Annotated in this window: 21 protein-coding genes; 10 read left to right on the top strand and 11 right to left on the bottom strand. The window is 68.9% G+C overall.

Annotated elements, in window-relative coordinates:
- The first annotated feature begins 19 nt into the window (after nucleotides 1-19).
- Both ACQP2T_RS18295 and ACQP2T_RS18290 read left to right on the top strand, forming a co-directional pair.
- Nucleotides 20-943, top strand: a complete 924-nt coding sequence (locus ACQP2T_RS18295; RefSeq protein ID WP_433517324.1) for an ATP-binding cassette domain-containing protein — start codon at nucleotides 20-22, stop codon at nucleotides 941-943.
- 162 nt (nucleotides 944-1,105) lie between these two features.
- Nucleotides 1,106-1,942 (top strand): ABC transporter permease, encoded by an 837-nt coding sequence (locus ACQP2T_RS18290; RefSeq protein WP_433517323.1) that lies wholly within the window; start codon nucleotides 1,106-1,108, stop codon nucleotides 1,940-1,942.
- A 554-nt stretch (nucleotides 1,943-2,496) separates the two neighbouring features.
- Here the strand turns inward: ACQP2T_RS18290 and acnA are convergent.
- Nucleotides 2,497-5,244, bottom strand: a complete 2,748-nt coding sequence (gene acnA, locus ACQP2T_RS18285; RefSeq protein ID WP_433517322.1) for an aconitate hydratase AcnA — start codon at nucleotides 5,242-5,244, stop codon at nucleotides 2,497-2,499.
- A 146-nt stretch (nucleotides 5,245-5,390) separates the two neighbouring features.
- Nucleotides 5,391-6,119, bottom strand: coding sequence for a metal-dependent hydrolase (locus tag ACQP2T_RS18280; RefSeq protein ID WP_433517321.1), 729 nt, complete (start codon nucleotides 6,117-6,119; stop codon nucleotides 5,391-5,393).
- 353 nt (nucleotides 6,120-6,472) lie between these two features.
- Here ACQP2T_RS18280 and ACQP2T_RS18275 point away from each other — a divergent pair, with 353 nt between their 5' ends.
- The 4 genes from ACQP2T_RS18275 to ACQP2T_RS18260 all read left to right on the top strand — a co-directional run bounded on the left by ACQP2T_RS18275 (nucleotide 6,473) and on the right by ACQP2T_RS18260 (nucleotide 10,008).
- A complete protein-coding gene (locus tag ACQP2T_RS18275; RefSeq protein WP_433517320.1) occupies nucleotides 6,473-7,198 on the top strand; it encodes a PadR family transcriptional regulator in 726 nt (241 codons plus the stop codon).
- 3 nt (nucleotides 7,199-7,201) lie between these two features.
- The gene (locus tag ACQP2T_RS18270) at nucleotides 7,202-7,735 is read left to right on the top strand and encodes a DUF1707 domain-containing protein (protein ID WP_433517319.1); all 534 of its coding nucleotides are present in this window, start codon (nucleotides 7,202-7,204) and stop codon (nucleotides 7,733-7,735) included.
- A gap of 81 nt (nucleotides 7,736-7,816) precedes the next feature.
- The gene (locus ACQP2T_RS18265; protein ID WP_433517318.1) at nucleotides 7,817-8,701 is read left to right on the top strand and encodes an alpha/beta fold hydrolase; all 885 of its coding nucleotides are present in this window, start codon (nucleotides 7,817-7,819) and stop codon (nucleotides 8,699-8,701) included.
- Nucleotides 8,698-10,008 (top strand): MFS transporter, encoded by a 1,311-nt coding sequence (locus ACQP2T_RS18260; RefSeq protein WP_433517317.1) that lies wholly within the window; start codon nucleotides 8,698-8,700, stop codon nucleotides 10,006-10,008. Before ACQP2T_RS18265 ends, ACQP2T_RS18260 begins: the two co-directional genes overlap by 4 nt.
- On the opposite strand, the gene ACQP2T_RS18255 is transcribed toward ACQP2T_RS18260, so the two are convergent.
- Both ACQP2T_RS18255 and ACQP2T_RS18250 read right to left on the bottom strand, forming a co-directional pair.
- Nucleotides 10,003-10,641: a response regulator gene (locus ACQP2T_RS18255; protein ID WP_433517316.1), complete on the bottom strand. Its 639-nt coding sequence runs from the start codon at nucleotides 10,639-10,641 to the stop codon at nucleotides 10,003-10,005. The genes ACQP2T_RS18260 and ACQP2T_RS18255 overlap by 6 nt on opposite strands.
- Nucleotides 10,638-11,711 carry a sensor histidine kinase gene (locus ACQP2T_RS18250; protein ID WP_433517315.1) on the bottom strand — a complete coding sequence of 358 codons (1,074 nt, stop codon included), beginning with the start codon at nucleotides 11,709-11,711 and terminating at the stop codon, nucleotides 10,638-10,640. Before ACQP2T_RS18250 ends, ACQP2T_RS18255 begins: the two co-directional genes overlap by 4 nt.
- A gap of 102 nt (nucleotides 11,712-11,813) precedes the next feature.
- On the opposite strand from ACQP2T_RS18250, the gene ACQP2T_RS18245 reads away from it, so the two are divergent.
- Together ACQP2T_RS18245 and ACQP2T_RS18240 are read left to right on the top strand one after the other, a co-directional pair.
- Nucleotides 11,814-13,187 (top strand): alpha/beta fold hydrolase, encoded by a 1,374-nt coding sequence (locus ACQP2T_RS18245; protein WP_433517314.1) that lies wholly within the window; start codon nucleotides 11,814-11,816, stop codon nucleotides 13,185-13,187.
- A gap of 109 nt (nucleotides 13,188-13,296) precedes the next feature.
- Nucleotides 13,297-14,427, top strand: coding sequence for a hypothetical protein (locus ACQP2T_RS18240; RefSeq protein ID WP_433517313.1), 1,131 nt, complete (start codon nucleotides 13,297-13,299; stop codon nucleotides 14,425-14,427).
- Between the two features lie 62 nt (nucleotides 14,428-14,489).
- Here the strand turns inward: ACQP2T_RS18240 and ACQP2T_RS18235 are convergent, their stop codons facing one another.
- From ACQP2T_RS18235 to ACQP2T_RS18220, 4 genes are read right to left on the bottom strand one after another with little or no spacing between them, the layout of a single operon-like run.
- Nucleotides 14,490-15,401, bottom strand: a complete 912-nt coding sequence (locus tag ACQP2T_RS18235) for a sugar phosphate isomerase/epimerase family protein (RefSeq protein ID WP_433517312.1) — start codon at nucleotides 15,399-15,401, stop codon at nucleotides 14,490-14,492.
- Nucleotides 15,398-16,324, bottom strand: a complete 927-nt coding sequence (locus tag ACQP2T_RS18230; RefSeq protein WP_433517311.1) for a TolB family protein — start codon at nucleotides 16,322-16,324, stop codon at nucleotides 15,398-15,400. Before ACQP2T_RS18230 ends, ACQP2T_RS18235 begins: the two co-directional genes overlap by 4 nt.
- Nucleotides 16,321-16,791: a heme-degrading domain-containing protein gene (locus ACQP2T_RS18225; protein WP_433517310.1), complete on the bottom strand. Its 471-nt coding sequence runs from the start codon at nucleotides 16,789-16,791 to the stop codon at nucleotides 16,321-16,323. Before ACQP2T_RS18225 ends, ACQP2T_RS18230 begins: the two co-directional genes overlap by 4 nt.
- A gap of 17 nt (nucleotides 16,792-16,808) precedes the next feature.
- On the bottom strand, nucleotides 16,809-17,843 hold the full coding sequence (locus ACQP2T_RS18220; RefSeq protein WP_433517309.1) for a Gfo/Idh/MocA family protein: 1,035 nt from the start codon (nucleotides 17,841-17,843) through the stop codon (nucleotides 16,809-16,811).
- Nucleotides 17,844-17,971: 128 nt separating this feature from the next.
- Between ACQP2T_RS18220 and ACQP2T_RS18215 the strand changes: the two genes are divergently transcribed.
- On the top strand, nucleotides 17,972-19,234 hold the full coding sequence (locus tag ACQP2T_RS18215; RefSeq protein ID WP_433517308.1) for an MFS transporter: 1,263 nt from the start codon (nucleotides 17,972-17,974) through the stop codon (nucleotides 19,232-19,234).
- A 155-nt stretch (nucleotides 19,235-19,389) separates the two neighbouring features.
- On the opposite strand, the gene ACQP2T_RS18210 is transcribed toward ACQP2T_RS18215, so the two are convergent.
- Both ACQP2T_RS18210 and ACQP2T_RS18205 read right to left on the bottom strand, forming a co-directional pair.
- Nucleotides 19,390-20,442 (bottom strand): LacI family DNA-binding transcriptional regulator, encoded by a 1,053-nt coding sequence (locus ACQP2T_RS18210; protein WP_433517307.1) that lies wholly within the window; start codon nucleotides 20,440-20,442, stop codon nucleotides 19,390-19,392.
- Between the two features lie 415 nt (nucleotides 20,443-20,857).
- Nucleotides 20,858-21,292: an ATP-binding protein gene (locus ACQP2T_RS18205; protein WP_433517306.1), complete on the bottom strand. Its 435-nt coding sequence runs from the start codon at nucleotides 21,290-21,292 to the stop codon at nucleotides 20,858-20,860.
- Nucleotides 21,293-21,514: 222 nt separating this feature from the next.
- Between ACQP2T_RS18205 and ACQP2T_RS18200 the strand changes: the two genes are divergently transcribed.
- The gene (locus ACQP2T_RS18200) at nucleotides 21,515-22,858 is read left to right on the top strand and encodes a helix-turn-helix domain-containing protein (RefSeq protein ID WP_433517305.1); all 1,344 of its coding nucleotides are present in this window, start codon (nucleotides 21,515-21,517) and stop codon (nucleotides 22,856-22,858) included.
- Between the two features lie 44 nt (nucleotides 22,859-22,902).
- Here ACQP2T_RS18200 and ACQP2T_RS18195 read toward each other — a convergent pair whose 3' ends face one another.
- Nucleotides 22,903-24,432: an ATP-binding protein gene (locus ACQP2T_RS18195; RefSeq protein WP_433517304.1), complete on the bottom strand. Its 1,530-nt coding sequence runs from the start codon at nucleotides 24,430-24,432 to the stop codon at nucleotides 22,903-22,905.
- Between the last annotated feature and the right edge of the window lie 180 nt (nucleotides 24,433-24,612).

The raw sequence follows: 24,612 nt of genomic DNA, 5'->3' as shown, positions 1-24,612 counted from the left end.
GGCGTTAAGGAGGATCGTCGTGATCCACACGGAAGGGCTCCGGAAGAGTTACCGGTCCAAGGACGCGCTGGTGGGCATCGATCTGTCCGTGCCGGCGGGCACGGTCTGCGGGCTGCTCGGGCCCAACGGGGCGGGCAAGACCACCGCCGTACGCATCCTCACCACGCTCCTCCGCCCCGACTCCGGTCACGCGGAGGTGGCCGGGCTGGACGTGGTGCGGGACGCGGCGCGGCTGCGCTTCATGTTCGGGCTCGCCGGGCAGCACGCGGCGGTCGACGAGTTGCTCACCGGGCGGCGCAACCTGGAGATGTTCGGCAGCCTGTACCACCTGCCCAAGGCGGCGGCCCGGCGGCGGGCCGACGAGCTGCTCGAGCGGTTCGACCTGACCGACGCCGCGAACCGGCGGGTCAAGACGTACTCGGGGGGCATGCGCCGCCGCCTCGACGTGGCCGCCAGCCTGATCGTCGCGCCGCCCGTGCTGTTCATGGACGAGCCCACGACCGGCCTCGACCCGCGCAGCCGGCTCGGGCTGTGGGAGTTGCTGCGCGACCTGGTCGCCGAAGGGACCACGCTGCTGCTCACCACTCAATACCTAGAGGAGGCCGACCGTCTCGCCGACCAGATCGTCCTGCTCGACCAGGGGCGGGTCGCCGCCGCCGGCTCACCTGCGGAGCTGAAGCGGCAGATCGGCGGCGACCGGGTGCAGGTCGTCCTGCGCACGGCCACCGACGTCCCCCAAGCCCTCGACCTGGTACGGCGCGCGGCCGACGAACGGCAGGTGGAGGTGGTGGACGAGCGGCGGGTGACGGTGGCGGTCGAACAGGGGGCGCAGTCGCTCATCCGCATCGCCGGCGCGCTGGACACGGCCATGATCCCGGTCGAAGACCTGTCCCTCCGCCGCCCCACCCTGGACGAGGTCTTCCTCCATCTGACCACCACCTGACCACCAGCCCACAGCCACTGACCGCCGCCCGCCCACCACCCGATCAGGCCGCCCATTTACCGTCCTGACCGCCACCCGACCAGGCCGCCCGGCCACCACTCTGACCGCCGCTCGACCCGCCCTTCCGGCATGTTCCGGCCGATTCCCGCGAGGTGACTTCGCATGACCCTTGTCCACGTACCCGCTCCACCAACGACGCTCGGCGAGCGCCTCCGCTGGACGATCTCCGACTCCCTGACCATCGCGCGCCGCACCTACTTCAGGCTGATGGCGCAGCCAGGGGAAATAGCGGGATACCTGGTGTTCCCCGTTGTCATGACCATCCTGTTTGGCTATGTCTTCGGCAGCGCGATCACCCTCCCCGGTGGGGGCGACTACCGCAGTTACCTGATGCCCGGCATCTTCATGCAGGTCATGGCGATGACCGCGGCCGCCGCGGCCACGGCGGTCGGCGAGGACATGGAGCGCGGCATCATCGACCGGTTCCGTGCCCAGCCGATCGCCCGCGGTGCCGTGCTCATCGGCCGCAGCGTCGCCGACCTGTCCATGCACCTGCTGTCGCTGGCGTCGATGGTGGTGGCGGCGATGCTGCTGGCGGGGTGGCGGGCGCACGGCACCTTTGGGCAGACGGCGGCGGCGTTCGGCCTGCTGGCCCTGTTCGGCTTCGCGATGATCTGGGTGGGCACGTACATCGGGCTGTTCGTCAAGAGTGGTGCTCAGGCGGACGCGGCGACGTTCGGCTGGTTGTTCCCGATGACGTTCCTGGCCAACACGTTCGTCCCGACGGAGGGGCTGCCCGCCTGGATCAAGCCGTTCGCCGACTGGAACCCGATGAGCGCCGTGGTCGCCGCCGCCCGCCTGCTCTTCGGCAACCCGACGTCGCACTCCACCGCCTGGCCGCTCCAGCACCCGATCATGGCGACCGTGCTGTGGTCCGGGGCGCTCATCGTCGTCTTCATGCCGTTGGCCGTCCGCGCCTACCGCCGCATATCCCGGTGATCCACCGGGTGACGTAAGCCGAAGCAGGCGGCCAAGAACGCGCACGTCACGGCGCCCAGCCCCGTGAACCGCAGGAGCGTGCCCCTGGACGGGGCCCGGCCATGGTCGGCGATTGGGGCTCACCGTGCCTGCCGTAAAAGAAACTGCCCGTAAAGCAGGTACGGAGGAGGGCGCCCCTGAACGGGGCCCTGCCACGAACGGCGGGTGGCTTGAAAGCAGGTACGGAAGAGCGCGCCCCTGAACGGGGTCCGGCCATGGACGGCGGCCGGCGCGAAAGCGGATGTCTGCGAGAAGGCAACAAAGCGCCGCCCGGCGGTGTGGTGCCGGGCGGCGCTTCGTGGTCGGGTGGTTCACCCCCGATGTGGGCGCGTGAGGTCGCGCCCGCCCGGCCGCGGGAAGTGCGGCGCGGGATCCCGGCGGCCTCCGCTCAGCTGGTGGCCGAGGCGGCGGCGCCGGAGGTCTCAGCACCCTCGCGGAGGACTCGAACCCTAAGGTCTCGAGCCCTCGCGAGAGCTCACGACTGGCGTCAGATCAGGACGGGCATCAACGCCGGCTCAGGAGGACTTGGCGAGCAGGGAGCGCAGGACGTACTGCATGATCCCCCCGTGCCGGTAGTAGTCGGCCTCGCCGGGCGTGTCGATGCGGACCACCGCGTCGAACTCCACCTCGCCCGCCTTGACGTGCACGGTCGCCGGGATGCCGCCCTTGTTGAGCTCCTCCACCCCGGTGATGTCGAACGTCTCCTCGCCGGTCAGCCCCAGCGAGGCAGCCGAGACGCCCTCTGGGTACTGCAGCGGCAGCACGCCCATCCCGATCAGGTTGGAGCGGTGGATGCGTTCGTACGACTCCGCGATCACGGCGCGGACGCCCAGGAGCGCCGTGCCCTTGGCCGCCCAGTCGCGCGATGAGCCCGAGCCGTACTCCTTGCCCGCGAGCACCACCAGCGGCGTCCCGGCCGAGGCGTAGTTGACCGAGGCGTCGTAGATGAACGACACCGGCCCCTCGGCCTGGGTGAAGTCGCGGGTGTAGCCGCCCTCGGTGCCGGGCGCGATCTGGTTGCGCAGGCGGATGTTGGCGAACGTGCCGCGGATCATGACCTCGTGGTTGCCGCGCCGCGAGCCGTAGGAGTTGAAGTCCTTGACCGCGACCTCGTGCGACTCCAGGTATTGGGCGGCGGGCGTGCCGACCTTGATGGAGCCGGCCGGCGAGATGTGGTCGGTGGTGACCGAGTCGCCGACCTTCACCAGCACGCGGGCGCCGGAAATGTCGGTAACGGGGTCAGGAGTCGAGGGCATGCCCTCGAAGTAGGGAGCCTTGCGCACGTACGTGGAGGAAGGGTCCCACTCGAAGGTGTTGCCCGTGGGGATCGGCAGCGACGTCCAGTGCTCGTCGCCCTTGAAGACGTCGGCGTAGTCCCGCTCGAACATGTCGCGCCCGATCGAGGAGTTGACCACGGCCGCGATCTCCTCCGGCGACGGCCAGATGTCGCGCAGGAAGACCGGCGAACCGTCGGCGCCGACGCCCAGCGGCTCGGTGTCGAGGTCGAGGTCCATGGTCCCGGCCAGCGCGTATGCCACCACGAGCGGCGGCGAGGCCAGGTAGTTCATCTTGACGTCGGGGTTGATCCGGCCCTCGAAGTTACGGTTGCCGGACAGCACGGCGGTGACGGCGAGGTCGTTGGCCTGGATCGCGTCGGAGATCTCCGGGAGCAGCGGCCCGGAGTTGCCGATGCAGGTGGTGCAGCCGTAACCGACGAGGTTGAAGCCGATCTTGTCGAGGTACGGCTGGAGCCCCGAACGCTCGAAGTAGCCGGTGACGACCTGCGAGCCGGGAGCCAGGGAGGTCTTGACCCACGGCTTGCGGGTCAGGCCCTTCTCCACGGCGTTGCGGGCCAGCAGGGCCGCGCCGAGCATGACGTACGGGTTGGAGGTGTTGGTGCACGAGGTGATCGCGGCGATGGAGACGATGCCGTGGTCGATCTCGAAGGAGGTGCCGTCCTCGAGCGTCACCGCGACCGTCTTGTGCGGGCGGCTGCCGTTCGCGCGGGCGTTGGAGGCGGGCGCGTCGGAGGCGGGGAAGCTCTCTTCCACGGCCTCGTCGATGCCGTCGCCGTCGAAGTCGGTGACGTAGTTGCGTACGTCGCGGCGCCAGGTGTCCTTGGCGGCCGACAGGGCGATGCGGTCCTGCGGGCGCTTCGGGCCGGCAATGGACGGGACGACGGTGCCGAGGTCGAGCTCGATGTACTCGGAGAAGACCGGCTCGGGCGCCGACGGGTCGAGCCAGAGGCCCTGGGCCTTGGCGTAGGCCTCGACGAGCGCGATCTGCTCCTCGGAGCGGCCGGTCAGGCGCAGGTAGTCGACCGTCTGGCCGTCGATCGGGAAGATCGCGCAGGTGGAGCCGAACTCGGGGCTCATGTTGCCGATCGTGGCCCGGTCGGCCAGCGGCACGGACGAGACGCCGTCGCCGTAGAACTCGACGAACTTGCCGACCACGCCGTGCTTGCGCAGGATCTCGGTCACCGTCAGCACCAGGTCGGTGGCCGTGGCACCGGCGGGCAGCTTGCCGTTGAGCTTGAAGCCGACCACGCGCGGGATCAGCATGGAGATCGGCTGACCGAGCATCGCGGCCTCGGCCTCGATGCCGCCGACGCCCCAGCCGAGAACGCCGATGCCGTTCTCCATCGTGGTGTGCGAGTCGGTGCCCACGCAGGTGTCGGGGTAGGCCTTGCCGTCGCGGATCATGACCACGCGGGCCAGGTGCTCGATGTTGACCTGGTGGACGATGCCGGTGCCGGGCGGGACGACCTTGAACTCGTCGAACGCCGTCTGGCCCCAGCGCAGGAACTGGTAGCGCTCGTGGTTGCGCTCGTATTCGCGCTCGACGTTGCGCTGGAAGGCGTCGGGGTGCCCGAAGTAGTCGACGATGACCGAGTGGTCGATGACCATCTCGGCGGGGGCCAGCGGGTTGATCCGGGCCGCGTCGCCGCCCAGGTCGCGTACGGCCTCACGCATGGTGGCCAGGTCGACCACGCACGGCACGCCGGTGAAGTCCTGCATGATGACGCGGGCCGGGGTGAACTGGATCTCCACGCTCGGCGCCGCCTTGGGATCCCAGCCGCCCAGCGCGCGGATGTGGTCGGCGGTGATGTTCGCGCCGTCCTCGGTGCGGAGGAGGTTCTCCAGCAGGATCTTCAGGCTGAACGGGAGGCGGGCTGCGCCTTCGACGGCGTCCAGCCGGAAAATCTCGTAAGACGCGTCGCCTACGCGTAGCGTGTCACGGCTGCCGAAGCTGTTCGCGGACACGATGATTCGCCTCCTCCATAGACATTTGCTCAGTTGAATCCTGCCGCACCCCGGGAGCAGTAAGAACGTTAGGTGACCCTAACCCGCGGGGACGCGCGGCGGATGTCTTGACGTCAAGATATCTCTAAAAGTATCTCGACATCAAGTTAAACCGGCGCCAGCCGCCAGAACAGCAGGCCGATGATGGCGATGGACAGCACGGGAGCAAGGATCTTCTGCTCGAACGTCTTCCCGGTCTTGATCCCGATCTTCCACGGCAGCACGAAGCGGACCGACACCGGCCACAGCACCGGACAGCCCCGCTCGGTCATGCAGTCGCCGACGACGTGCACGAGACAGCCGATGGCCACGGCCATGCCCAGCCACGCGTAGCCGACCCCCTGTGACATGAAGACGGCGTAGAGCCCGGCGGTCAGGCCGACGTTGATCATCGCCGAGCCGAGCTTGTTGCCCGGGATGCCGATGCCGATCGCGCGCAGCGCCAGCCCGATGAGCAGCACGACCATGATGTCGCGGCCGATCGGATAGGTGTTGGCCAGCCAGTGCGCCGCGAACCCGAGCACCACCGCGAACACCAGCGAATGCGTCGCCCCCCGGTGTCCGCCGCTCAGCCAGTTGACGGCCTTGCTCAGCACCCAGGTGACCGGCCCGAACGTCTGCGCGATCGTCGCGCTCGGATGGTCGAGGTCGGGCAGCATGGCCGCCCCGGCGCAGATGATGGCGCCGGCGATGAACTCGGCCGGGGTGAGGGCGTTCGCCATGATCCCGGTCTCGATGAACCTGGAGGAGTCGGTCAGCATCGGGAGCGCGGCGAGCCCGGGTGCGAGTCCCAGCCAAGCGATGGCCCCGGTCATCGCATGCGAATGCCCCATCATGATCGAAACTGTACGGCAAAGCCGTTCTTTACGCGCGGAGACCCGCCTGGGGCGCCATCACCCTCACCTCCGCGCTACGGACTTTGCCGATCGCAGACCATCGGGGCCCATCGCGGGAAATGTCCGGAAACGCAGACGAGGTCGTCTCCGCGGCGACAGCACCCCCCAGCCCTGCCGACGCGGAACGACCTCGTCTGCTCTGAACAACGACACCCTCCCGCCTCCTGTTCCCGGATTCCGCAACTTTTTCGTGATCTGTCTCACTCTGCCCATCCGCTTGCGAACGACATATTGGCGATATATCTTTGAAGCATCGAGAACATTCACAAGCATTCCAAGAAGGAGAGTTTGACATGACTTCCGCACAAGCAGCAGGACGGCCGTGGCCCGAGCCCCGCGAGTTCAAGCGTGCCGCCCGTGAAGCGCTCAAGGCCGTGGCCGAGGCGTGGGAACAGGGCGGGCACCACCATCACCACCGCCGCGGCGGCGGTCCGCACGAGGAGCGGCAACGCGGCCGACGCGGATTCCCGCCCGAGTTCGGGCGCGGCCCCTGGGGATGGGGTCCCGGCGGACCGGGGCCGTTCGGGCACCGGGGCGGCTGGGGAGGCCGGGGTGGCCGCAAGGCCAAGCGGGGCGACGTACGCGCCGCGATCCTGGCGCTCCTGTCCGAGGAGCCGCGCAACGGCTACCAGATCATCCAGGAGATCGCCGAGCGCAGCGAAGGCGGCTGGAAGCCCAGCCCCGGCGCCGTCTACCCGGCGCTACAGCAGCTCACCGACGAGGGGCTGGTCATCGCCGAGGAGAACGAGGGCCGCAAGACCTTCCGCCTCACCGAGACCGGGCTCGCCTACATCGAGGCGCACGCCGACGAGATCCGCGCCCCGTGGGACGAGATGCGCCCCGACATCGACGACAACACCGCGGACCTGTGGGACATCGCGCGCCAGTCGGCATTCGCGATGATGCAGGTTTTGCAGACCGGGAGCGACGCACAAATCCGCGAAGCGCGTAAGACTCTTGTAGAGACCCGGCGCAAGCTCTACCAGATTCTGGCCGACGGCGACCCGGGTGAGGAGTAACGCATGACCGGCGCCACCCTGGACAGCCGGTACGGGGAGAGCGAGGAACCAGCCATGGACCCCAACGATCTCCGCATCGGCGACGCCGAGCGCGAACAGACGATGGCCGACCTGCGCGAGCACTTCGCGCAGGGCCGCCTCGACCGCGAGGAGCTGGACCAGCGCCTCGACCGGACGCTCGGCGCACGCACCGCGCGAGACCTCGCGCAGATCACCGCCGACCTCCCGGGGCAGCGGCGGCAGTACGACTACCGCGACCCGCATGGCCTGCCTCCCCAGGCGTTCGACAAGGACGCCTTTCGGGCGGCGATGAAGGCGCACCGGCACCAGATGCAGTCGATGCGTCACGAGCGGCGCGACATGCGCCATGGCTGGGGACGACCGCATCATGGGCCGGGGCCGTTCCTGCCGATCTTGTTCGTGTTGCTGATGGTGGGGTTCGTGTTCGGGGGGTTCGGCATCGCGAAGGTGCTGTTCTTCGTGTTCATCGGAGCCATGGTCTTCAAGATGATCCACCGGCACTCCCACCGCCGCTGACCCCCTTAACCCCTTTTAAAGGCATATATAGGTCCGATCGCCGCCGTCACCCGACGCGCGGCGGTCGGCACAATTCGCGGCATGTTCCAACATCCGAACGGCCGCCACCACGAGATCCGCGGCCACCGCCTCTGGGTGGAGCAGGACGGCGCGGGCCCCCCGGTCGTCCTGCTGGCCGGGCTCGGCCCGGCCGGTTCGCACGTGGTCTTCCACCCGCACTTCGACGCGCTGGCCGCCGACCATCGGGTGATCTACGTCGACCTCCACGGCCGCGGCCGCTCCGACCGCCCGGCCGACCTGGGCGAGATCACCTTCGCGAGCGACGTGGCCGACGTCACGGCCCTGCTCGGCGAACTCGGCCCCGCGCACCTGTACGGCTTCTCCTACGGCGGCCTGATCGCCCAGGCCGTCGCCCTGGGCCACCCGCACCTCGTCACGACCCTCACGCTGGCCAATTCCCTGCACAGCCCGGAGATGTGGCAGCTCAACCACGCCAACATCAACCGCGAACTGGCCACCCAGCTCCCGGAGACCTGGGAACGCATCCAGACGCTGCGGCGCTCCGGCCTGCGGTCCACGTCCGCGCCCATGCGCGCGGAGTTCGCCGCGGCGGCGCCGCTGGTCAGGTTCTACGATCCCGCCAACGCCGCTCTCCTGGCCACCGAACCGGGCGCGCGCAACGAGGAGCTTTATCCACTCTTCTGCGGTGACGACGTCGATTTCGTGATCGGTGGTCAGGTGGCGGCGATTCCGGACTTCCGGCCGCGGCTCAAGGAGCTCGCCGTCCCGCTGATGGTGCTGGCCGGACGGTACGACCGGGCGTTGTATCCGGCGTCGCAGCTGGACTTCCAGCGGTTCGCCCCGCGGGCGCGCTTCGAGATGCTGGAGCGCAGCGGCTCCTTCGGCCACGTCGAAGAGCCTGAGACCGTGCTGGGGCTGCTGCGCGGGTTCTGGCGGTCGGTATGAGGGCCGGGACGGCTCCGCTGGGAAGGACGGCGGACCGTGACTTCGGCCTGCTCTGGGCCGGGCAGTCGTTGTCGCTGTTCGGAGACCAGTTCATGACGCTGGCGCTGCCGCTGCTGGCCGTGACCGTCCTGGGCGCTTCCCCGGCGCAGGCCGCGTTGCTGCCGTTCGCGCTGTTCGTCCCCTTCCTCCCGCTCGGTCTGCCGGCCGGGGCCATCGTGGACCGGCTGCCCCGCCGTACCGTCATGCTGGTCTGCGACGGCGTGCAGGTGCTGGCGTTCGGCGCGATCTGGGTGCTGGCCGTTCTGGGCGGGCTGACGTTTCCCGTGCTGTTCGCGCTGATCCTGGTGAGCGGGTGCGCCGTGGTGTTCTTCCAGGTCGCGTACACCTCCTACCTGCCCAGCCTGTACGGCGAGGCGGAGGCGCTGCATCGCGGCAACACGCGGCTGGCCCTGTCGGAGTCGGCGGCCAAGGCGCTGGGCCCGATGGCGGCCGGGCCGGTCATCACGGCGCTCGGCCTGGTCGGGGCCATCGCCGCCAACATGGTCAGCTTCGCGGCGTCACTCACCTCGCTGGCGCTGATCCGCCACCGCGAGACTGGGTTGGAGGCCGCAACGCCGGGCACCGCACCTGGATCGGCCACCACCCCAGGCTCCGGACGGGAGCCCGGCTGGATGCGGCGCGACATCGCCGAGGGGCTGCGGTTCGCGCTCCGGCACCCGATACTCCGGCCCGTCCTGGCATGCGGCACGGCCTACGTCCTGGCACTGTCCATGGTCGAGACGAGCCTGGTGCTCTACTGCCGCAACATCCTCGGCCTGTCCCCAAGCTGGATCGGCGTGGTGATCGGCGCCGCCGCGGCGGGCTACCCGATCGGGAACCTCCTGTCGACCCGGCTGATCCGCCGTCTGGGCTCGCCGCGCACACTCGTACTGGCCGCGTCGGTGTCCGTCCTGGGCATCGTCGCCATGCCCGCGCTCGGCTCCCTGGGCGGGACACCCGGCGCGATCGGGCTGGTCGCGGGGAGCATCGTGCACTGCGTCGGCGAGGGCGCCTTCAGCCCCACGTCGCTCACGATGCGTCAGGTCCTCACCCCGGCCTCCCTGTTGGGCCGGGTCGGTTCGGTGCAGCGATTCCTCCTATGGGGCGCCATCGCGCTGGGCAGTCTGCTCGCCGCCGCGGCGACAGCTCTGGGCGGGCTCGCCGCCGCGGTGTGGATCGGCGCGCTGGGCACCGTACTGTGCCTGCCCGCCCTGCTCCAGCGCGGCATCCGCGCCGCGATGACGTCGCCGGCCGAGGCTCGGCTATGACGGCGGCGTCGCGTCGCGGACCAGCAAGGCCGCCTGTACGCGGTTGGCGCACTTCAGCTTGGCGAATATGCGGCTCACGTAGGTCTTGACCGTCGCCTCACTCATGTGAACCCGCCTGCCGACCTCGGCATTGGACAACCCCTCGGCCACCAGGGCGAGGATGTCCGACTCACGAGCGGAAAGAACGGCCAGCCGCCGGACGGCTTCGCGCCTGCGTTCGTCCGTGCCGGGCGAGACCATGTCGATCACCTGCCTGGTCACCGCCGGAGACAGGTACGCCTCCCCCGCGTGGACGGCGCGCACAGCACGGATCAGCTCATCCGGCGCGCAGTTCTTCAGGAGGAATCCGGAAACGCCCCGCTGAAGCGCCAGCCGTACGTTCTCGGCGTCGCCGAAGGCGGTGAGCATCACCACGCGCGGTCCGTCCAGTTGCGCGGCAGCGGCCAGGCCGTCCAGCACCGGCATGGTGATGTCGAGCAGGGCCACGTCGACGCGGTGGCGGCGAGCGAGTTCCACGGCCTCGCGCCCGTTCCGCGCGCCGGCCACCACCTCGATGTCACCGGCCGATTCCAGGACGGTCCGGATACCCGTCGTGATGAGCGGCTCGTCGTCGGCGATCAGTACTCTGATCACGCGACGGCCTCCAGCACGACAGGGAGCATCGCGACCAGCCGGAACGTGTGCGGCTCGTCGTGGACACGCAGCAGCCCGCCCGCCGAGCCGACGCGTTCGGCCAGCCCGGTGAGCCCGGTGCCACCCGTGGAGATCGTCGGCGCGGTGCCACGAGCCGGGCTGTCGACGCCGAGCAGCAGGGCGTCGGGCTGCCAGTCGAGTGAGACGGTGACCGGCGAGCCAGGGGCGTGCTTGGCGGCGTTGGTCAGGCCCTCCTGGACGACCCGGTAGGCGGCGTGGCCCGCGCCCAGGCCGCCGAGCGGGGCGGCCTGGCCGGAACGTTCGAGCCGCACGGCGACACCGGCCCGCCTGAACTCCGCGACCAACGTCTCAATCCCCTCCAGTCCGGGCGAATCATCTCCCTCCGGCCCGGGCGAGTCGTCGCCACGCAGGCGGCCCACCGCCATGTGCAACTCGTCCATGGCCGCCCGCGCGGCGCGCGCGAGGTCGCGTACCCCCTGCCGCTGGTGCGCCGGCAGCGCGGCCACTTCCAGCGCCGCCGCCTGCACCGACATCAGGCTGAGCGCCTGCCCCAGAGAGTCGTGCATGTCCCGCGCGATGCGCAGCCGCTCGCGCAGGCGCTCCTGTTCGGCGACGAGCTCCCGCTCACGGCGCTGGTACTCCTCCTGCCGGGTCAGGTAGCGGCCGGCCAGCACGGGAAGGACCACCAGCACCACGGCCCGCGCCAGGACGAGCCACGGCTCTGGCGGCATCATGGCGCGGTGCGCGATCATGAGCAGCAGACCCACGTAGGCGACGGTCGCCCCGATCGTCAGGGCCTCCTCCACGCGTGACCGCATGCGGCGTCCGGCCCGGTAGCTCGTACAGGCCAGAAGGACCAGCGACGCGCCGGACACCACCGCCATCGGCACGGCGACCACGAACGCCACGAACGGCAGCCGGGCGCCCAGCGTCATGACGAGCGCCGTCAGCACAGCGTACCCGGCGAGCTCCCAGCCGACCGTCCCGTCCAGCCACAACAGCACCGTATCGGCGATCACCACCAGGGCGACGACAGCGAACCTGGACATGCGCGTCACTCTACTGATCCCTCAACTCCGACGACCTTCGCCTACACAAGCGACAACTTTCGCCGACAGCCCGTACGAGGGCGGCGACCCTAGCGTGGAGACATGATCCAAACCCTCCTAGCGCTGGCCGTCATGGCTCCGTCCCTTCCGGCCCAGGCGCCGCCGCAGACCCTCCAGTGGCAGCCGTGTCCAGGAGCGGGAACCTCCGAGATGGTCTGCGCGGACCTTCCCGTCGCCGTGTCGCCGCGGAGCGACAGGAAGATCATCCTGAAAGTGGGCCGCCTGCCCGCCACCGGCACCGCTGCCAAGAAGGGGTCGGTTCTGGTCAACTTCGGCGGTCCGCAGGGCGACCAGATCGCGCTCATGCGTTCCCGCCCGGAGATCTTCGCCAAGCTCCGCGCCTCGATGGACATCGTCACGTGGGACCCGCGCGGCTATCCCGGGCTCAGCAGCCCGGTGCTGCAGTGCGACTGGGGCGTGCTGCGTACCCCGCCGTTCCCCACCGACCAGGCCGGTTTCGAGCGCCTCACCGCCGAGAACCGCGCCAGGGGCGCCAAGTGCCGTGACACCGATCCCTCATTGTTCGACCACATGGACTCCGCGAGCGACGCCCGCGACGCCGAGGCCGTACGGGTGGCACTCGGTGAGAAGCGGATGAACTTCATCGGCACCTCCTACGGAGGCACGATCGCGCAGGCGTACGCCAGGCTGTTCCCGAGCAGGGTACGCACAATGTACATCGACGGCACCGGCAACCACAGCGCCCGCGACTGGGCCCGGGAACTCGGCGCCATCGCCCGCGACCAGGAACACTTCATGAAGCGGTTCCTGGACTGGGCGGAACCTGGCATGGAGCGCCGCTGGCAGGCCCTGGTCGCCAAGGCGGACGAAGAGCCGATCCCGGCTCCCCAGGTGAACGCCCGCTATGACGGGACGCAGTTGCAGGCGCTCATGTTCCAGAAGGTCAAGAGGGGTCTCGACCAGTGGGACGAGGTCGCGGCGGCCATCAAGGCCGCCGAGGGCGGTGACGCCTCCGGGTTCGCCACTTCGAGCCGTTATCCGTACCCCGGATTGCAGGGCGGCGGCGTCAAGGAATGCCTCGACTTCCCGAGGCCGACCACGCAGGCGCAGGTGGCGAGCACGGTCAAGCGCTTGCGCGAGATCGCCCCCAACACCGGCGCGGCGTTCCCGCTCGCATGGCACGCGCCGGTCACCTGCGCCGGCTGGCCGGCCCCCGTCGCCAACCCGCCGAAGTCACTGCCCAAGAAGCTGCCGCCGATCCTGGGCGCGGGCACCTGGCTGGACTTCGCGGCGACAAAACGCGTCGTGGACCAGGTTCCCGGCAGCCGGATGATCACCTTCGACGGTCCCGGGCACAACCTCTTCGCGGCGATGGCCAACCCGTGCGTCATCGATCATGTCAGCCGGTACGTCATCACTCGAGAGCTGCCACCGCGCGAAGTGAAGTGCTCCTGACCTTCCGCTATTCAACTGCGCGTTAGCGAAAAGTCAAACAACGGTCTGTAAAGTCACGCCGCGTCCCTTTATGGTGTCGATCATCACCAATCCTCCGGAAAGGTAACGCATGCGGGTCGCTCACATCCTGTTCGCGGCGCTGACGACGTCGGTCCTGTTCGCCCTCCCAGCCCACGCGGCCGACCGGCCCTCACGACTACCGGCGGAGGTGAACGGCGGAGCCTGGCCGTCGGGCCACGTCCAGGGGATCGCGATCGACCAGAAGAAGGGGTTCATGTACTTCTCCTTCACCAACCTCCTGGTCAAGACCGACCTCTCCGGCAAGCCGGTCGGCTCCGTCACCGGCTTCACCGGTCACCTGGGCGACCTCGACTTCAACAGCCGTGACGGCCGCGTGTACGGCTCCCTGGAGTACAAGGCCGCCAAGTCCTTCTACATCGCCATCTTCGACGTGGACCGCATCACCAGCCTCGACATGAACGCCGAGACCTCCGACGTGGTCACGGCCGTCTACCTCAAGGACGTGGTGGACGACTACAGCGCCGACATGAACGGCGACGGCGTCTTCGACGGCGACACCGCCAAGACCGCGGACCACCGCTACGGCTGCAGCGGCATCGACGGCGTCGCCTTCGGCCCCGCGTTCGGCAAGCGGGGCGGCGGCGACAAGCTGACCGTCGCGTACGGCATCTATGCCAACGCCGACCGCCAGGACAACGACTACCAGGTCATCCTGCAGTACGACATCAAGCAGTGGCGCCAGTACGAACGCCCGCTCACCCAGACCGACCCGCACACCTCGGGACCATCCCGCTCGGACGGCAAGTACTTCGTCCGCACCGGCAACACCACCTACGGCGTGCAGAACCTGGAGTACGACGGCCACACCGGCAACTGGTTCATGGCGGCCTACAAGGGCATCAAGCCGCAGTTCCCGAACTACTCCTTCTTCATGATCGACGGCGCCAAGCCCGCCGTGGTCAAGCCCATCGAAGGCCAGCCGCAGCCCGAGCGCGGCAAGACGCTCTCTCTGGTCGAGCGGGGTCTCCATGACCAGGCGAGCGGCATCTGGGGCTGGGAATTCGGCGGCCAGTACGGCCTGGCCTCGCTGGACGACGGCCGCTACTACGTCGCCCAGCAGGGCACGGTCGTGGAGGACGGGGTGACCAAGCAGACCGGCGTCGCCCAGCTCCACCGCTGGACCGGCAAGGCACCGGCGCCCTTCGAGCGGGTCCAGTAGCGGTCGCCCACGACATGTGCGGGTGGCGATCATCCCCGTCCGGTGATCGCCACCCGCGGCGGTCAGGCGTCGCCTCCGGCCGGCGTGGTGAAGTACGGGTGCTGCCGCAGGAACTCCAACGACGCGGCGCTGCTCTCCGTCGCGGTAGGCAGGTTGGGCACGTCCACCTCGATGACGAACCAGCCGTCGAACCCCTCTGGGAGAGCGGCGAGGACGGCGTCGAAGTCGATCGCCCCGCGTCCCGGCTCGATCCAGACCTTCGAGCCGCCCGTGGCCGTCATGTAGTCCTCGTCACGTTCCCGTGCGGCGTCCGCGGCCGCGGCGTCGACGTCCTTCAGATGGACGTTGAGCACCCGGTCGGCGTAGTCGGCGATGACCTTCTCCGGCACGGCGCCGGCCCAGCGCAGGTGGCCGGTGTCGGGGCCGAACCACAGTGCGCTGCCCGCGGTGGCGTCCAGTACAGCGCGTACCTCCGGCTCGACCTCCACGGCGGAGCCGACGTGGGGGTGCAGCCCGTACCGCACTCCTTCGGCGGCGGCCGCTTCGGCAGCCGCCGCGAGCCCGTCGGCCACCACGAGCGTCCGGTCCGCGTCGTGTCCGGTGCCGACGGCCGGGTGCGCGATGCGGTCCATCAGCAGGTCGGTGGCGATGAAGGCAGTGTCCACGCCGAGCTCCAGGTGCGCCCGCGCGTGCCGCTTGATCGCCTCGACGGCCTCGCCGTGGCGATCCCGGTCATGGAACGGCGCGGAGAAGTACCCGGGCGCGGCCGCCATCGAATGCTCCGCCAGCAGCGCGCCGTACTCCTTCGGGGTCATCTCCGGCGGCAGCTCGATCGTCAGATGCGTGAACCCCACCTCCGACAGCGCGGTCATCGCCTCCTTCAGGACGGCCCGGTCGAGCCGGTAGCCGCCCTCGCCGAGGATCCACGGCAGCGGGTTGATCGCGGTGCGGCGTTCCAGGGTCTTGTCGCTCACTCGTCCTCCAGGTCGTTGGGGTAGTCCACGAACGCGAACGCCGATCCGTCCGGCGCCCAGCTGGGCACGTTGATCGTGCCCTGCCCGCCGTCGAGCGCGACCAGCGTGGTCGGCTCCTGCCAGGCGTCGACCGACACCAGCCGCAGCTCGACCGGCAGGTCGGCGGGGTGCCCGGTGGTGCCCGGCGGGTAGCTGAGGTAGACCGCGACGTCGCCGGTCGGAGCGACATGCGGGAACCAGTTCACGCGCTCGTCGAAGGTCAGCTGGGCCAACTCGGTCCCGTCCGGCCGTACGCGGGCGAGTTGGGCGTGCCCGGGCGTGGTGGAGAACTGCTCGGTGTTGAACACGATCCACTCCCCGTCCGGCGTCCACTCGCATCCATCCGCCGGGCCCGGGTCGGTCGTGACGGCGACATCTCCCCGCCCGTCGACGCCGACGGTGTGGATGGTCGCCGACGCCCACCAGTTGTCCCCTTCCGGGGTCAAACGGACGTAGCCGAGCCGTTGCCCGTCGGGGCTGACGCCGTGCAGGAAGTGCATCCCGCCGTCATCGGCGGTGACGCGACGCGCCGTGCCTCCGGCGAGGGGGACCTGCCAGATGTGCCAGTCGTTCGCCGAGGCGAACACGGTCTCCCCGTCGGGGGCGAGGACGTGGTCGTTGTTGACGTCCGGCAGCCCTTCCGCGGGGACCTCCCGGGGCGGCTCGGAACCGTCGGCGGGCAGGAGCCAGAGCTTCCCGTCGCCGTTGATCAGCAGCCTGCCGTCGGGCGTCCAGTTCGGCGCCTCGTAGAGCCGATCGCGCGACTCGGACACCGTACGCACGGCTCCGGTGCGGCGCTCCCAGACGCGGATCCGGGCGCACTGCCCGGACCGCAACCGCCGTTGCGGCACCTTCCGCTGGCCGCTCCCTTGCTGGTCACTCACTTAACGTCTCCTTCGGCCAGGTAGGCGCGAATGCCTTCGACAATGAGGTCATGGTCCTCCTGCGAGGACAGCCCGGAGGCGGTCGCCGCCGCGACGACCCCGGCTCCTCGTACCCGGATGGGGAAGGATCCGCCGGTCACCGCGTACTCGGCGCCCAGCCATCCGGCCGCGACCGGATTCACCCCCATGGCGGACAGGCGGGCGTCCACCAGCGCGCTGCTGGCCTCCATGCGCAGGACGACGGCGGCCTTGCGGGCGATCCAGGTGTCCTGGTCGGGGGTGATCCCCGGCAGGGCGGCGCGGAAGAGGATCAGGCCGGGCCGACGGATGTCGATACCCACCTTGTGGCCGGCTTCCTGCGCGATCGCGGTGATCCGGGTGCCCAGGCGCCAGGCGTCCGCGTGGTCGAACGCGTCGAAGACCAGCTCCTGCTCCTGACGTTCCAGCGTGGTGACGAGATCGGTCATGACGACTCTCCTTCGAGTCAGGAGGCGGCGAGCTGGGCTCGTGCCTGGTCGATGGTGTCGAGGATCGAGACGGTCTCGTCCAGCGTGTGCACGGGCGATTCGGTACGGCCTTCGCCGACGAACCGGGCCAGCGCCGTGGCCTCCCACGAGAGCCCGGCGAAGAGCTTCAGGTCCGTCGGGTCGCTCCAGGTGAGCACGGGGGCGAACGGGTTGGTGTCCGCGAGCGTGAAGGACGTGGGGGTGTAGAAGCCGCCGTCGATGCTGATCGTCGCGGCCGATCCGGCGATCACGGCGGTCATCGAGGTTCTCGCGAGGATCGAGGAGTACAGGGTGGACTGCGCGTCGCCCTCATGGGTGAGCACGAGCGTCGAGTAGGCGTCCACGCCCGTCTTCGTCATGCCGCCCACAGCGACGACCCGGGTCGGGTCGCCGAGCACCATCGAGGAGAGCTGCACCGGATAGATGCCCAGATCCAGCAGCGCGCCGCCGCCGAGCTCGGGCCGGTAAAGGCGATGCTGCGGATCCGCGGTGATCGCCTGCCCGTGATCGGCGAGTACGACACGAACCTCCCCGAGCACGCCGTCGGCGAGCAGCTTGCGGATGACCGACGTCTGGGGCAGGTAGCGGCTCCACATCGCCTCCATCGCCAGCACCCCCGCGGCGCGTGCCGCGTCGGCCAGCGTCCGCGCCTCGGCCGCGCTCACCGTGATCGGCTTCTCGATCAGTACGTGCTTGCCCGCGGCGATGGCCGCCAGCCCGATCGAAAGGTGCTCGCTCTGCGGCGTCGCGATGTAGACGACATCCACCTCCGGATGCGTCACCAGCTGCTCCGTGGAGTCGAGCGCGAGCTCGATGCCGTGTTCGGCGGCGAACGAAGCCGCCCGATCGGCCGAGCGGGACGAGACCGCCACGACGCGCTGCGCGGTGTGGGCGCGCAACGCCTTGGCGAACTCACCCGCGATCCATCCCGGTCCGACGATGCCCCACCGGAGCGACGGCTCCCCCGTGCCTGACAGGTAGAGGTCGGGGTCGGGGAGATGAGAAGGCAGCATGTTCACTCCATGTCATCGACGTTCTAGAAAACTGACTTAGCACGAGCTAAAGTTACGCGCAGGTTAGCACGAGCCAAATTGTGTTGACCGAGTTTCTGGCGTTCGGATTCGAACTAAAGGAGGCGTCGATGTCGACAGAACTGCCGGCGCGCTCGCACACACCCCCCCTCCCCATCCAGCCAGTCCGCAACTGGTACCTCGCTGCCCTCGGGATAGCGCAGTTCGGAATCTTCGTGGCGATCCTGTCGCCGGTATTCGTCAGCATGCAGCTCAAGGCGCAGGAGCTGAACCCGGGCAACCCCGCGGCCATCATCGGCACCGTGCTGCCCATCGGCGCGCTCGGCGCCCTGATCGGGAACCCGCTCTTCGGAGCACTGAGCGATGCGACGAAGACGAGGTGGGGGCGTCGCCGGCCCTGGCTCCTCGGCGGCATCGTGGCGCTGCTGGCCGGCCTCGCTTGGGTCTCGGTGAGCACGAACGTACTCACGCTGACCATCGCCTGGCTGGTCTGCCAGCTCGCGTCGAACGCGGCGTCCGCGTCGCTGGTCGCGAGCTTCGCCGACAACGTCCCCGAAGCACAGCGCGGCCGCGCGTCCAGCGTCCTGGCTCTCGCGCAGAACCTGTCGGGCCTCGTCGGCAGCTACGGCGCCATCCTGCTCGTGAAGAACCTGCCCATGCTGTTCATCTTGCCCGGCGTCATCGGCGTCGCCTGCATCGTCGTCTACGTCCTCGTCACCCCCGATCGTCTCCCGGACACGCCACCCCGCCCGATCTCCCTCGTCCGGATCATCGGCACCTTCTGGACGAACCCCATCAAGTACCCCGACTACGGCCTGGCCTGGTGGTCGCGGTTCTGCATGATCTTCGGGGCCTTCATGTTCACCACCTATCGGCTGCTCTACATGCAGGGCCACCTGAACCTCAGCGCGACCGACGCGGTCGCGGTGGTCGCCAACGGCGTGCTCTTGTACACGATCACCTTGTTCATCGGCACCACCATCGCCGGCTGGCTGTCCGACAAGCTCCGTCGCCGGAAGATCTTCGTGGCCGGCTCCTCACTCGTGTTCGGCGTCGGGCTGGTCATCCTCGCCTTCGCCGACAGCGTGAGCGTGTTCTACGTGGCCGAGGTCATCATGGGACTCGCCTTCGGCATCTACGCGGCCGTCGACACGGCTCTGGTCATCGATGTCCTGCCGGATCCCGAAAAGCCGGGCAAGGACCTCGGCGTCATGAACATCGCCAACTCCCTGCCCCAGTCCCTCGCCCCCGCGCTCGGGCTCATGCTGCTGGGTATCGGGGGTGGCGACAACTACCCGGCGTTGCTCTGGGGCGCGGGCATCATCACCGCCATCGGCGCCGCGCTCATCATCCCCATCCGCGGCGTCCGCTGACCCCAGCCCATCAACGCGGCCAGGTCGTGACGTGCTACCCGCACGTCACGACCCGATCGTGGTCGTACGTCACGACCTGGTCCGGACGCCGGTCCACCCGCACATCACGCCCCGGTCCGCACGAGCGTCACGACCTAACCCGATCCGGAGGGGCGTCACGACCTAACCCGAACAGGCCCGGTCGACTCGCGAATTACAAGCTCCGTCCGCGTCGCGCTCACCCGGCGCGGCTTGTCACCGCACTCGAGCCGCTCCATCACCGACGCCAAGGTCGCCTCGACGGTGGCCTCAACATCCTGCCGAACCGACGTCAGCCGGTGGTACGACAGCGACGCCAGGTAGCTGTCGTCGAACCCGACCACGGAGATCTCGCCAGGCACCGGCACATTCGCCTGCGCGAACACCGCCAGCACACCCACCGCGCACTGGTCGCCACAGCACACCAGAGCGGTCGGCCGCCGGTCGCGCCCCAGGATCTCGCGCGCCGCGCTCGCGCCGTTCTCCTCGGAGAAGCCGCTGGAGAACACCTCGATCCGATCCTCCAGCCCGAACGCGGCCATCGCACCGCGGTAGGCGTCGGCACGATCCCGGCCTACATTCCCTCCGAGCCCACCGACATAGACGATGTCACGATGCCCGAGCTCCACGAGGTGCCCGATCGCGAGACGAAGACCCTCCACCTCGTCCACGTGAACGTTGTCGACGTCCGGCTTCCGCACCCATTCCCCGAGCCACACCACAGGCACGAGATCGCAAGCCTCCGCCAGGGCGCTCGACCCCGGATCCGGATTGAACGCGACTAGCGCCTCCACCCGTTGCTCCATCAGCTCAGCGACGACGACATCCGTCGACCGCTCAACCGTCCTCGGGCCCAGCGCCAACCCGAAGCCCTCCTCGGCCGCCCGCACGAACAACCGCTCCACGAAGCGCACCTGAAACGGATGGCGGATCTCGAACACCGCTCCGATCAGGCGCGTACGATTCTGGCGCAGCAGCCGCGCCGAGGCATTCGGCCGATACCCGAGCTCGCTCGCCGCCGCGAGGATCCGCTCCCTCGACTCCGCACTCGGCCCGGGAACATCCCGCATCACCAGCGAGACCAGCTGACGCGACACACCCACATGGTCAGCGATGTCCTGCATCGTCGGCAGCCGACCGGAACCCTTGTACTTCCGCGGCGTCCGCGCACCATCCACGCCGGTCGTCATACGTACCAGTCTCGCACGTGCTAATCGGGACGCGCGTCGCAAGCGAACCGGCCGCCTCGCCTCCTCAGAGGAACTCGTCTCCTCAGAGGAGAAGGCCGAGGAGTAAGGCGTTCCACCGCGCGTTCGCCTGCCGGGCATTCCATCGGTGGCTTTCGTCGACGATCCGCATGTTCGGCTCGTTTCGGGTGCGTCTGATAAATCGCTGGCCGCCCGCCTGGCACAGTTCGTAGAAGGGGCTGCCGCACTCGCAGGTCCACGCGACGACACGCACGTCTCGGCCGTGGTCACGCGGCGCGCTCCACGTCAGTCGCTCGGCATGCGACTGTGCGGGGGACGTGTGCGGGCTGATGCAGTGAGGCGGAAACCAAGCTTGATCAATTGTCCAGGACACTCCGGTGCACCTCATTTCGCGCCCTCACGTTCTCGCCGCACCGGCGGACGTGCCGCTCTTGGTGGACATCTCCACCCAAACCACCTGCCGTCGGTAACCCCCATCGCGCACGCCCCAACCGACCGCGACCGCCTCTACCAGCCACAACCCCCGCCCGCCACACTCGCCGACGTCGGCGTTACGCACCTCAGGAACGGTCACCGCCGCCCCTTCGTCGATCACCTCGATGTAGGCCGTCGCGGCATCCAGGGAGGTGACCTCCACCGTGACGAACCCGCCAGGCTCGCCGGATGCGGTGTGCGACACAGCGTTCGTCAGCAGCTCACTCACCACCAGTTGGACATCGTCCACGTCCTCATGCCCGGAGACCCTCAGCACCTCCCCCACACACCGGCGAGCCACCGACACCGAACGCGTCACCCCCGGCAATACGATCTCGGCCAGAAACAGCCCGCCCATTGGGCAACCTCCACGATTCGATCGGGCGCGTTCACGTCCCATAGGAAACTCCCGACCAGCCTGCTGCGGAAGACCGCTGAGCGTGGACGCACGGCCGCGTCAAGCCCCCTCCGGTCCCCTGCCACTCCCTGAAGGTCGCCGCCATGTTGACGATCTGCTGACCATCGATCAACCGAGCGTTACCATGGGCTCAGGGCCCGGCCAGGTCTCTCAGGAGGCGCTGTGAACGTCGCACATCACCGCCTGACGCAGGCTCGGCAGCTACACGGCTGGTCACAAACGGACCTCGCCGAGCAGGTGCTAGTCGCAGGCGCTCGCGAGCACGTGAATGTGGCGACCAGCAAGAAGACGGTCTCGCGCTGGGAGCACGGCCAAGTCCCCGACGTCGTCACGCAGGAACTCCTCGTCAAGGTGTTCGATCTCCCCGAAGGGGAGCACCTGCTGGCTCCGTGGCCGCTGTGGCTACCCGCTCCTGACGTTCCCGAGCTGTACTATCCCTGGACCCCCAGAGGTACGGTGGAGGTCCTGGCTGATTCGCTGAGGAGCGGACGTATGGACCGTCGCGGGTTCGTCATCTTGTCCGGCGTCACCTTGACCACGCTGCTCCACGACTGGCTGATCACCGAACCCGAGATTGTCCACGCCGCTACCGGGTCCGGCCGCCGCGTCAGCACCGCGATGATCAGCCGCATTGACGAACGCATCGCCGACCTGCAACGCGCCGATGACACCCTGGGCGGCGGCGACCTGATCGGCGAAGCCGAGGCCCACCTGTCGCTGGTCACGCGCCTGCTGAGCGAGAGCTCCTACACCCAGGCCCAAGGCATCCGCCTCAACGCCCAAGCAGCCGACTTGGCACGAATGGCCGGCTGGATGCGCTTCGACGCCGGCCAGCACGCCACCGCGCAACGCTACTTCCACGCCGCCCTGCGCTCCGCCCACACCAGCGGTGACCGTCTACTGGGCGCGAACATCCTCGCCTTCGCCGCCATCCAGCAGTACTCCGTGGGCAACCCCCACGAGGCCGACAGCATGGTCCGCACGGCTCAAGCCGCGGTACGCGGGCGCAGCACCCCGACCGTCGATGCGATGCTGCACGCCCGCCAAGCCAGAGCGCTGGCCAAGACGGGCGATGCCCGCCGCTGTTACCACGCGCTGAACCAGGCCGTTGACTGCCTGAACAAAGGCACCAGCGACGACGACCCACCTTGGGCATACTGGGTCGATCGCGCCGAAGTGGACATGCTGACGGGCTCGTGCATGCTCGACCTGGGCGACCCTGCCAGAGCACAGCAGAAATTCTCCGAAGCTGCCGCCGGATACGGCCCAGGCTACGTACGCGACCACTCTCTCTACCTCACCCGGATGGCCACAGCCCAACTGCAGCAGAAAGACCTCGACCGGGCCTGCGACTCCGCCGGTCAGGCCATGAGCTTGACGGAGCACATCAGCTCCACGCGCAGTACCGACCACATCCGCGACTTCGTTGAACAGCTGGCTCCACACAGGACGGAGCCGCCAGCTCGCAACTTCTTGGACCGCGCCCGCACCGTGCTCAGCGTTTGACCATTCGAACGGCGGGACTGGCTCTCGGGAAGGCTGGACACCCGTCACACACGCAGAAGGGTGACCTGGCGGCCGGACGGTGTGGTCGCCTGCTCGAATCCGCCTCGTTCCTTCCACGGTGGGGCTTCGGGGCGCCGGTCGAAGATCACGAGCACGCCGGTGGTCAGGGTGAGGCGGTCCAGGTAGCGGTCGAGTTGTGCGAGGCCGTCGGGTTTCGGGTCGTTTTCGCCGACTCGCCAGACCTTCAGCTCCATGGCCTCCCGTTGCGTCAGCCGTTCGCCGTCGGGGCTGGTGTAGGACCAGCGGACCAGTACGTCCAGGCGTTTGGTGCCCGCGGCGTACTCCCGGTCGAGTTGGCCTCCGCCGTTGACCAGGCGGTGCAGGAAGGCCATGAGGATGATCTGGCAGGCGGCTTCGTGATAGCCCTCCTGCTGGATGAGGACCTCGCCGTGCTCGCGCCAGAACACGACGAACTCCTCCAGCAGCCGCGGCAGGTCGAATCGGCCGTCGGGCAGCACGAAGCTGTGTGGATCGGCCATCACGAACCGCTCCGTGCGAGCGCCCAGGACCCGCAGGATGACCTCCCGGTAGATCGGGTTCGCCACCTTCAGCGGGGGTTTCTGCTTGACCAGGCCCAGATCGTAGACGTAGGACAGGTCGTCGGAGAAGGTGGGGCCGATCTTGGGGAAGGTCCCGGCGACCACGGGCTCCAGCACCCGTTCCACCCGTGGTTCGTGCAGCCGCGCCATGAGGGAGTCCAGATGGGTGGCACGCGCTTGGATCAGTCGCTCCTGGGCCTCGTCTACCTGTGCGGTGGTGATGGCGCCGCTCACCTTCATCCGGAGGATGATCTCGTTGGCGAGGGCGTTGACCAGCCACGGCTGTCCTTGGGTCAGCTCGAAGACCCGGTCCATCGCGTCCTTGGTGAACTCCTGGCCGATCGCCTGCGTGTGCTGGTCGTACAGTTCGGCGACCTGGTCGGCGGTGAAGTCACCCAAGCGCAGCGAATCGGCGATGATGTGGCTGGCCGGATTCCACGGGCCGGGATCGCCGCCTGAGGCGAACTTGTAGTCACGCACGTCGCGCAACCCGCACAGCACCACGGACGCGGGGAAGGGGCGACCCTTATGCCGGGCGTTGTGGCCGTCGCGGAGCTGGCAGAGGGTGCTGACCATGCTGTTGCCCTGCAGAGCGTCGATCTCGTCGAGGAGCAACACCACTGGGCGCGGGCAGCGGCGGCACCACTCGCTCAGCGCCGCGCCGAACCTTCTGCCCGCCGGGGCCTGCGGCCAGGGATCGGGCGGCAGCAACTCGTCCGGCCATCCCGAGCACTCGGCGGCCCGGCGGAGGGAATCCAGCAGAAGCGCCTCCGCAGCGGCGTAGTCGTCACCGGTTACAGTGGCGGTCTCGCAGGAGAACGTCAGCGCGGCGATATCGCCCTTGGCGGTCAGCTCGGACGCCAGGGCATGCAGCACGGTCGTCTTCCCGGTCTGCCGGGGCGCATGCAGCACGAAGTAGCGGTCCATCTCGATGAGCTCGCGCGCCTGCGGGAGCCGCGGCGTGGGGGGCAGCATGTAGTGGAGCCGCGGGTCGCACGGACCAGTGGTATTAAAATATCTCGCTCGTCGTGGCCGCATGGTTACATTCTGTCATCACCCGGTCAGTCTCGTCCGCCCAGTCGGAACCATACCGACGCGTTGTTCTCGTCGTCTTCGGGCCCCATGCGTCGGCCGGCACGTCCACCATCCCCAGAC

The organism is Nonomuraea sp. CA-143628 (assembly GCF_050942315.1).
GTDB lineage: Bacteria > Actinomycetota > Actinomycetes > Streptosporangiales > Streptosporangiaceae > Nonomuraea.
Note: the sequence above shows the minus strand (reverse complement) of the source record. Positions and strands in the feature narration are given on the sequence as shown.

What these genes read in the sequence shown, in the direction of transcription:
- ACQP2T_RS18290 (WP_433517323.1), top strand. Translation starts at nt 1,106, where the DNA reads ATGACCCTTGTCCACGTACCCGCTCCACCAACGACGCTCGGCGAGCGC.
- ACQP2T_RS18280 (WP_433517321.1), bottom strand. Translation starts at nt 6,119, where the DNA reads ATGATGGGGCATTCGCATGCGATGACCGGGGCCATCGCTTGGCTGGGA.
- ACQP2T_RS18275 (WP_433517320.1), top strand. Translation starts at nt 6,473, where the DNA reads ATGACTTCCGCACAAGCAGCAGGACGGCCGTGGCCCGAGCCCCGCGAG.
- ACQP2T_RS18270 (WP_433517319.1), top strand. Translation starts at nt 7,202, where the DNA reads ATGACCGGCGCCACCCTGGACAGCCGGTACGGGGAGAGCGAGGAACCA.
- ACQP2T_RS18265 (WP_433517318.1), top strand. Translation starts at nt 7,817, where the DNA reads ATGTTCCAACATCCGAACGGCCGCCACCACGAGATCCGCGGCCACCGC.
- ACQP2T_RS18260 (WP_433517317.1), top strand. Translation starts at nt 8,698, where the DNA reads ATGAGGGCCGGGACGGCTCCGCTGGGAAGGACGGCGGACCGTGACTTC.
- ACQP2T_RS18250 (WP_433517315.1), bottom strand. Translation starts at nt 11,711, where the DNA reads ATGTCCAGGTTCGCTGTCGTCGCCCTGGTGGTGATCGCCGATACGGTG.
- ACQP2T_RS18245 (WP_433517314.1), top strand. Translation starts at nt 11,814, where the DNA reads ATGATCCAAACCCTCCTAGCGCTGGCCGTCATGGCTCCGTCCCTTCCG.
- ACQP2T_RS18240 (WP_433517313.1), top strand. Translation starts at nt 13,297, where the DNA reads ATGCGGGTCGCTCACATCCTGTTCGCGGCGCTGACGACGTCGGTCCTG.
- ACQP2T_RS18225 (WP_433517310.1), bottom strand. Translation starts at nt 16,791, where the DNA reads ATGACCGATCTCGTCACCACGCTGGAACGTCAGGAGCAGGAGCTGGTC.
- ACQP2T_RS18220 (WP_433517309.1), bottom strand. Translation starts at nt 17,843, where the DNA reads ATGCTGCCTTCTCATCTCCCCGACCCCGACCTCTACCTGTCAGGCACG.
- ACQP2T_RS18215 (WP_433517308.1), top strand. Translation starts at nt 17,972, where the DNA reads ATGTCGACAGAACTGCCGGCGCGCTCGCACACACCCCCCCTCCCCATC.
- ACQP2T_RS18210 (WP_433517307.1), bottom strand. Translation starts at nt 20,442, where the DNA reads ATGACGACCGGCGTGGATGGTGCGCGGACGCCGCGGAAGTACAAGGGT.
- ACQP2T_RS18205 (WP_433517306.1), bottom strand. Translation starts at nt 21,292, where the DNA reads ATGGGCGGGCTGTTTCTGGCCGAGATCGTATTGCCGGGGGTGACGCGT.
- ACQP2T_RS18195 (WP_433517304.1), bottom strand. Translation starts at nt 24,432, where the DNA reads ATGCTGCCCCCCACGCCGCGGCTCCCGCAGGCGCGCGAGCTCATCGAG.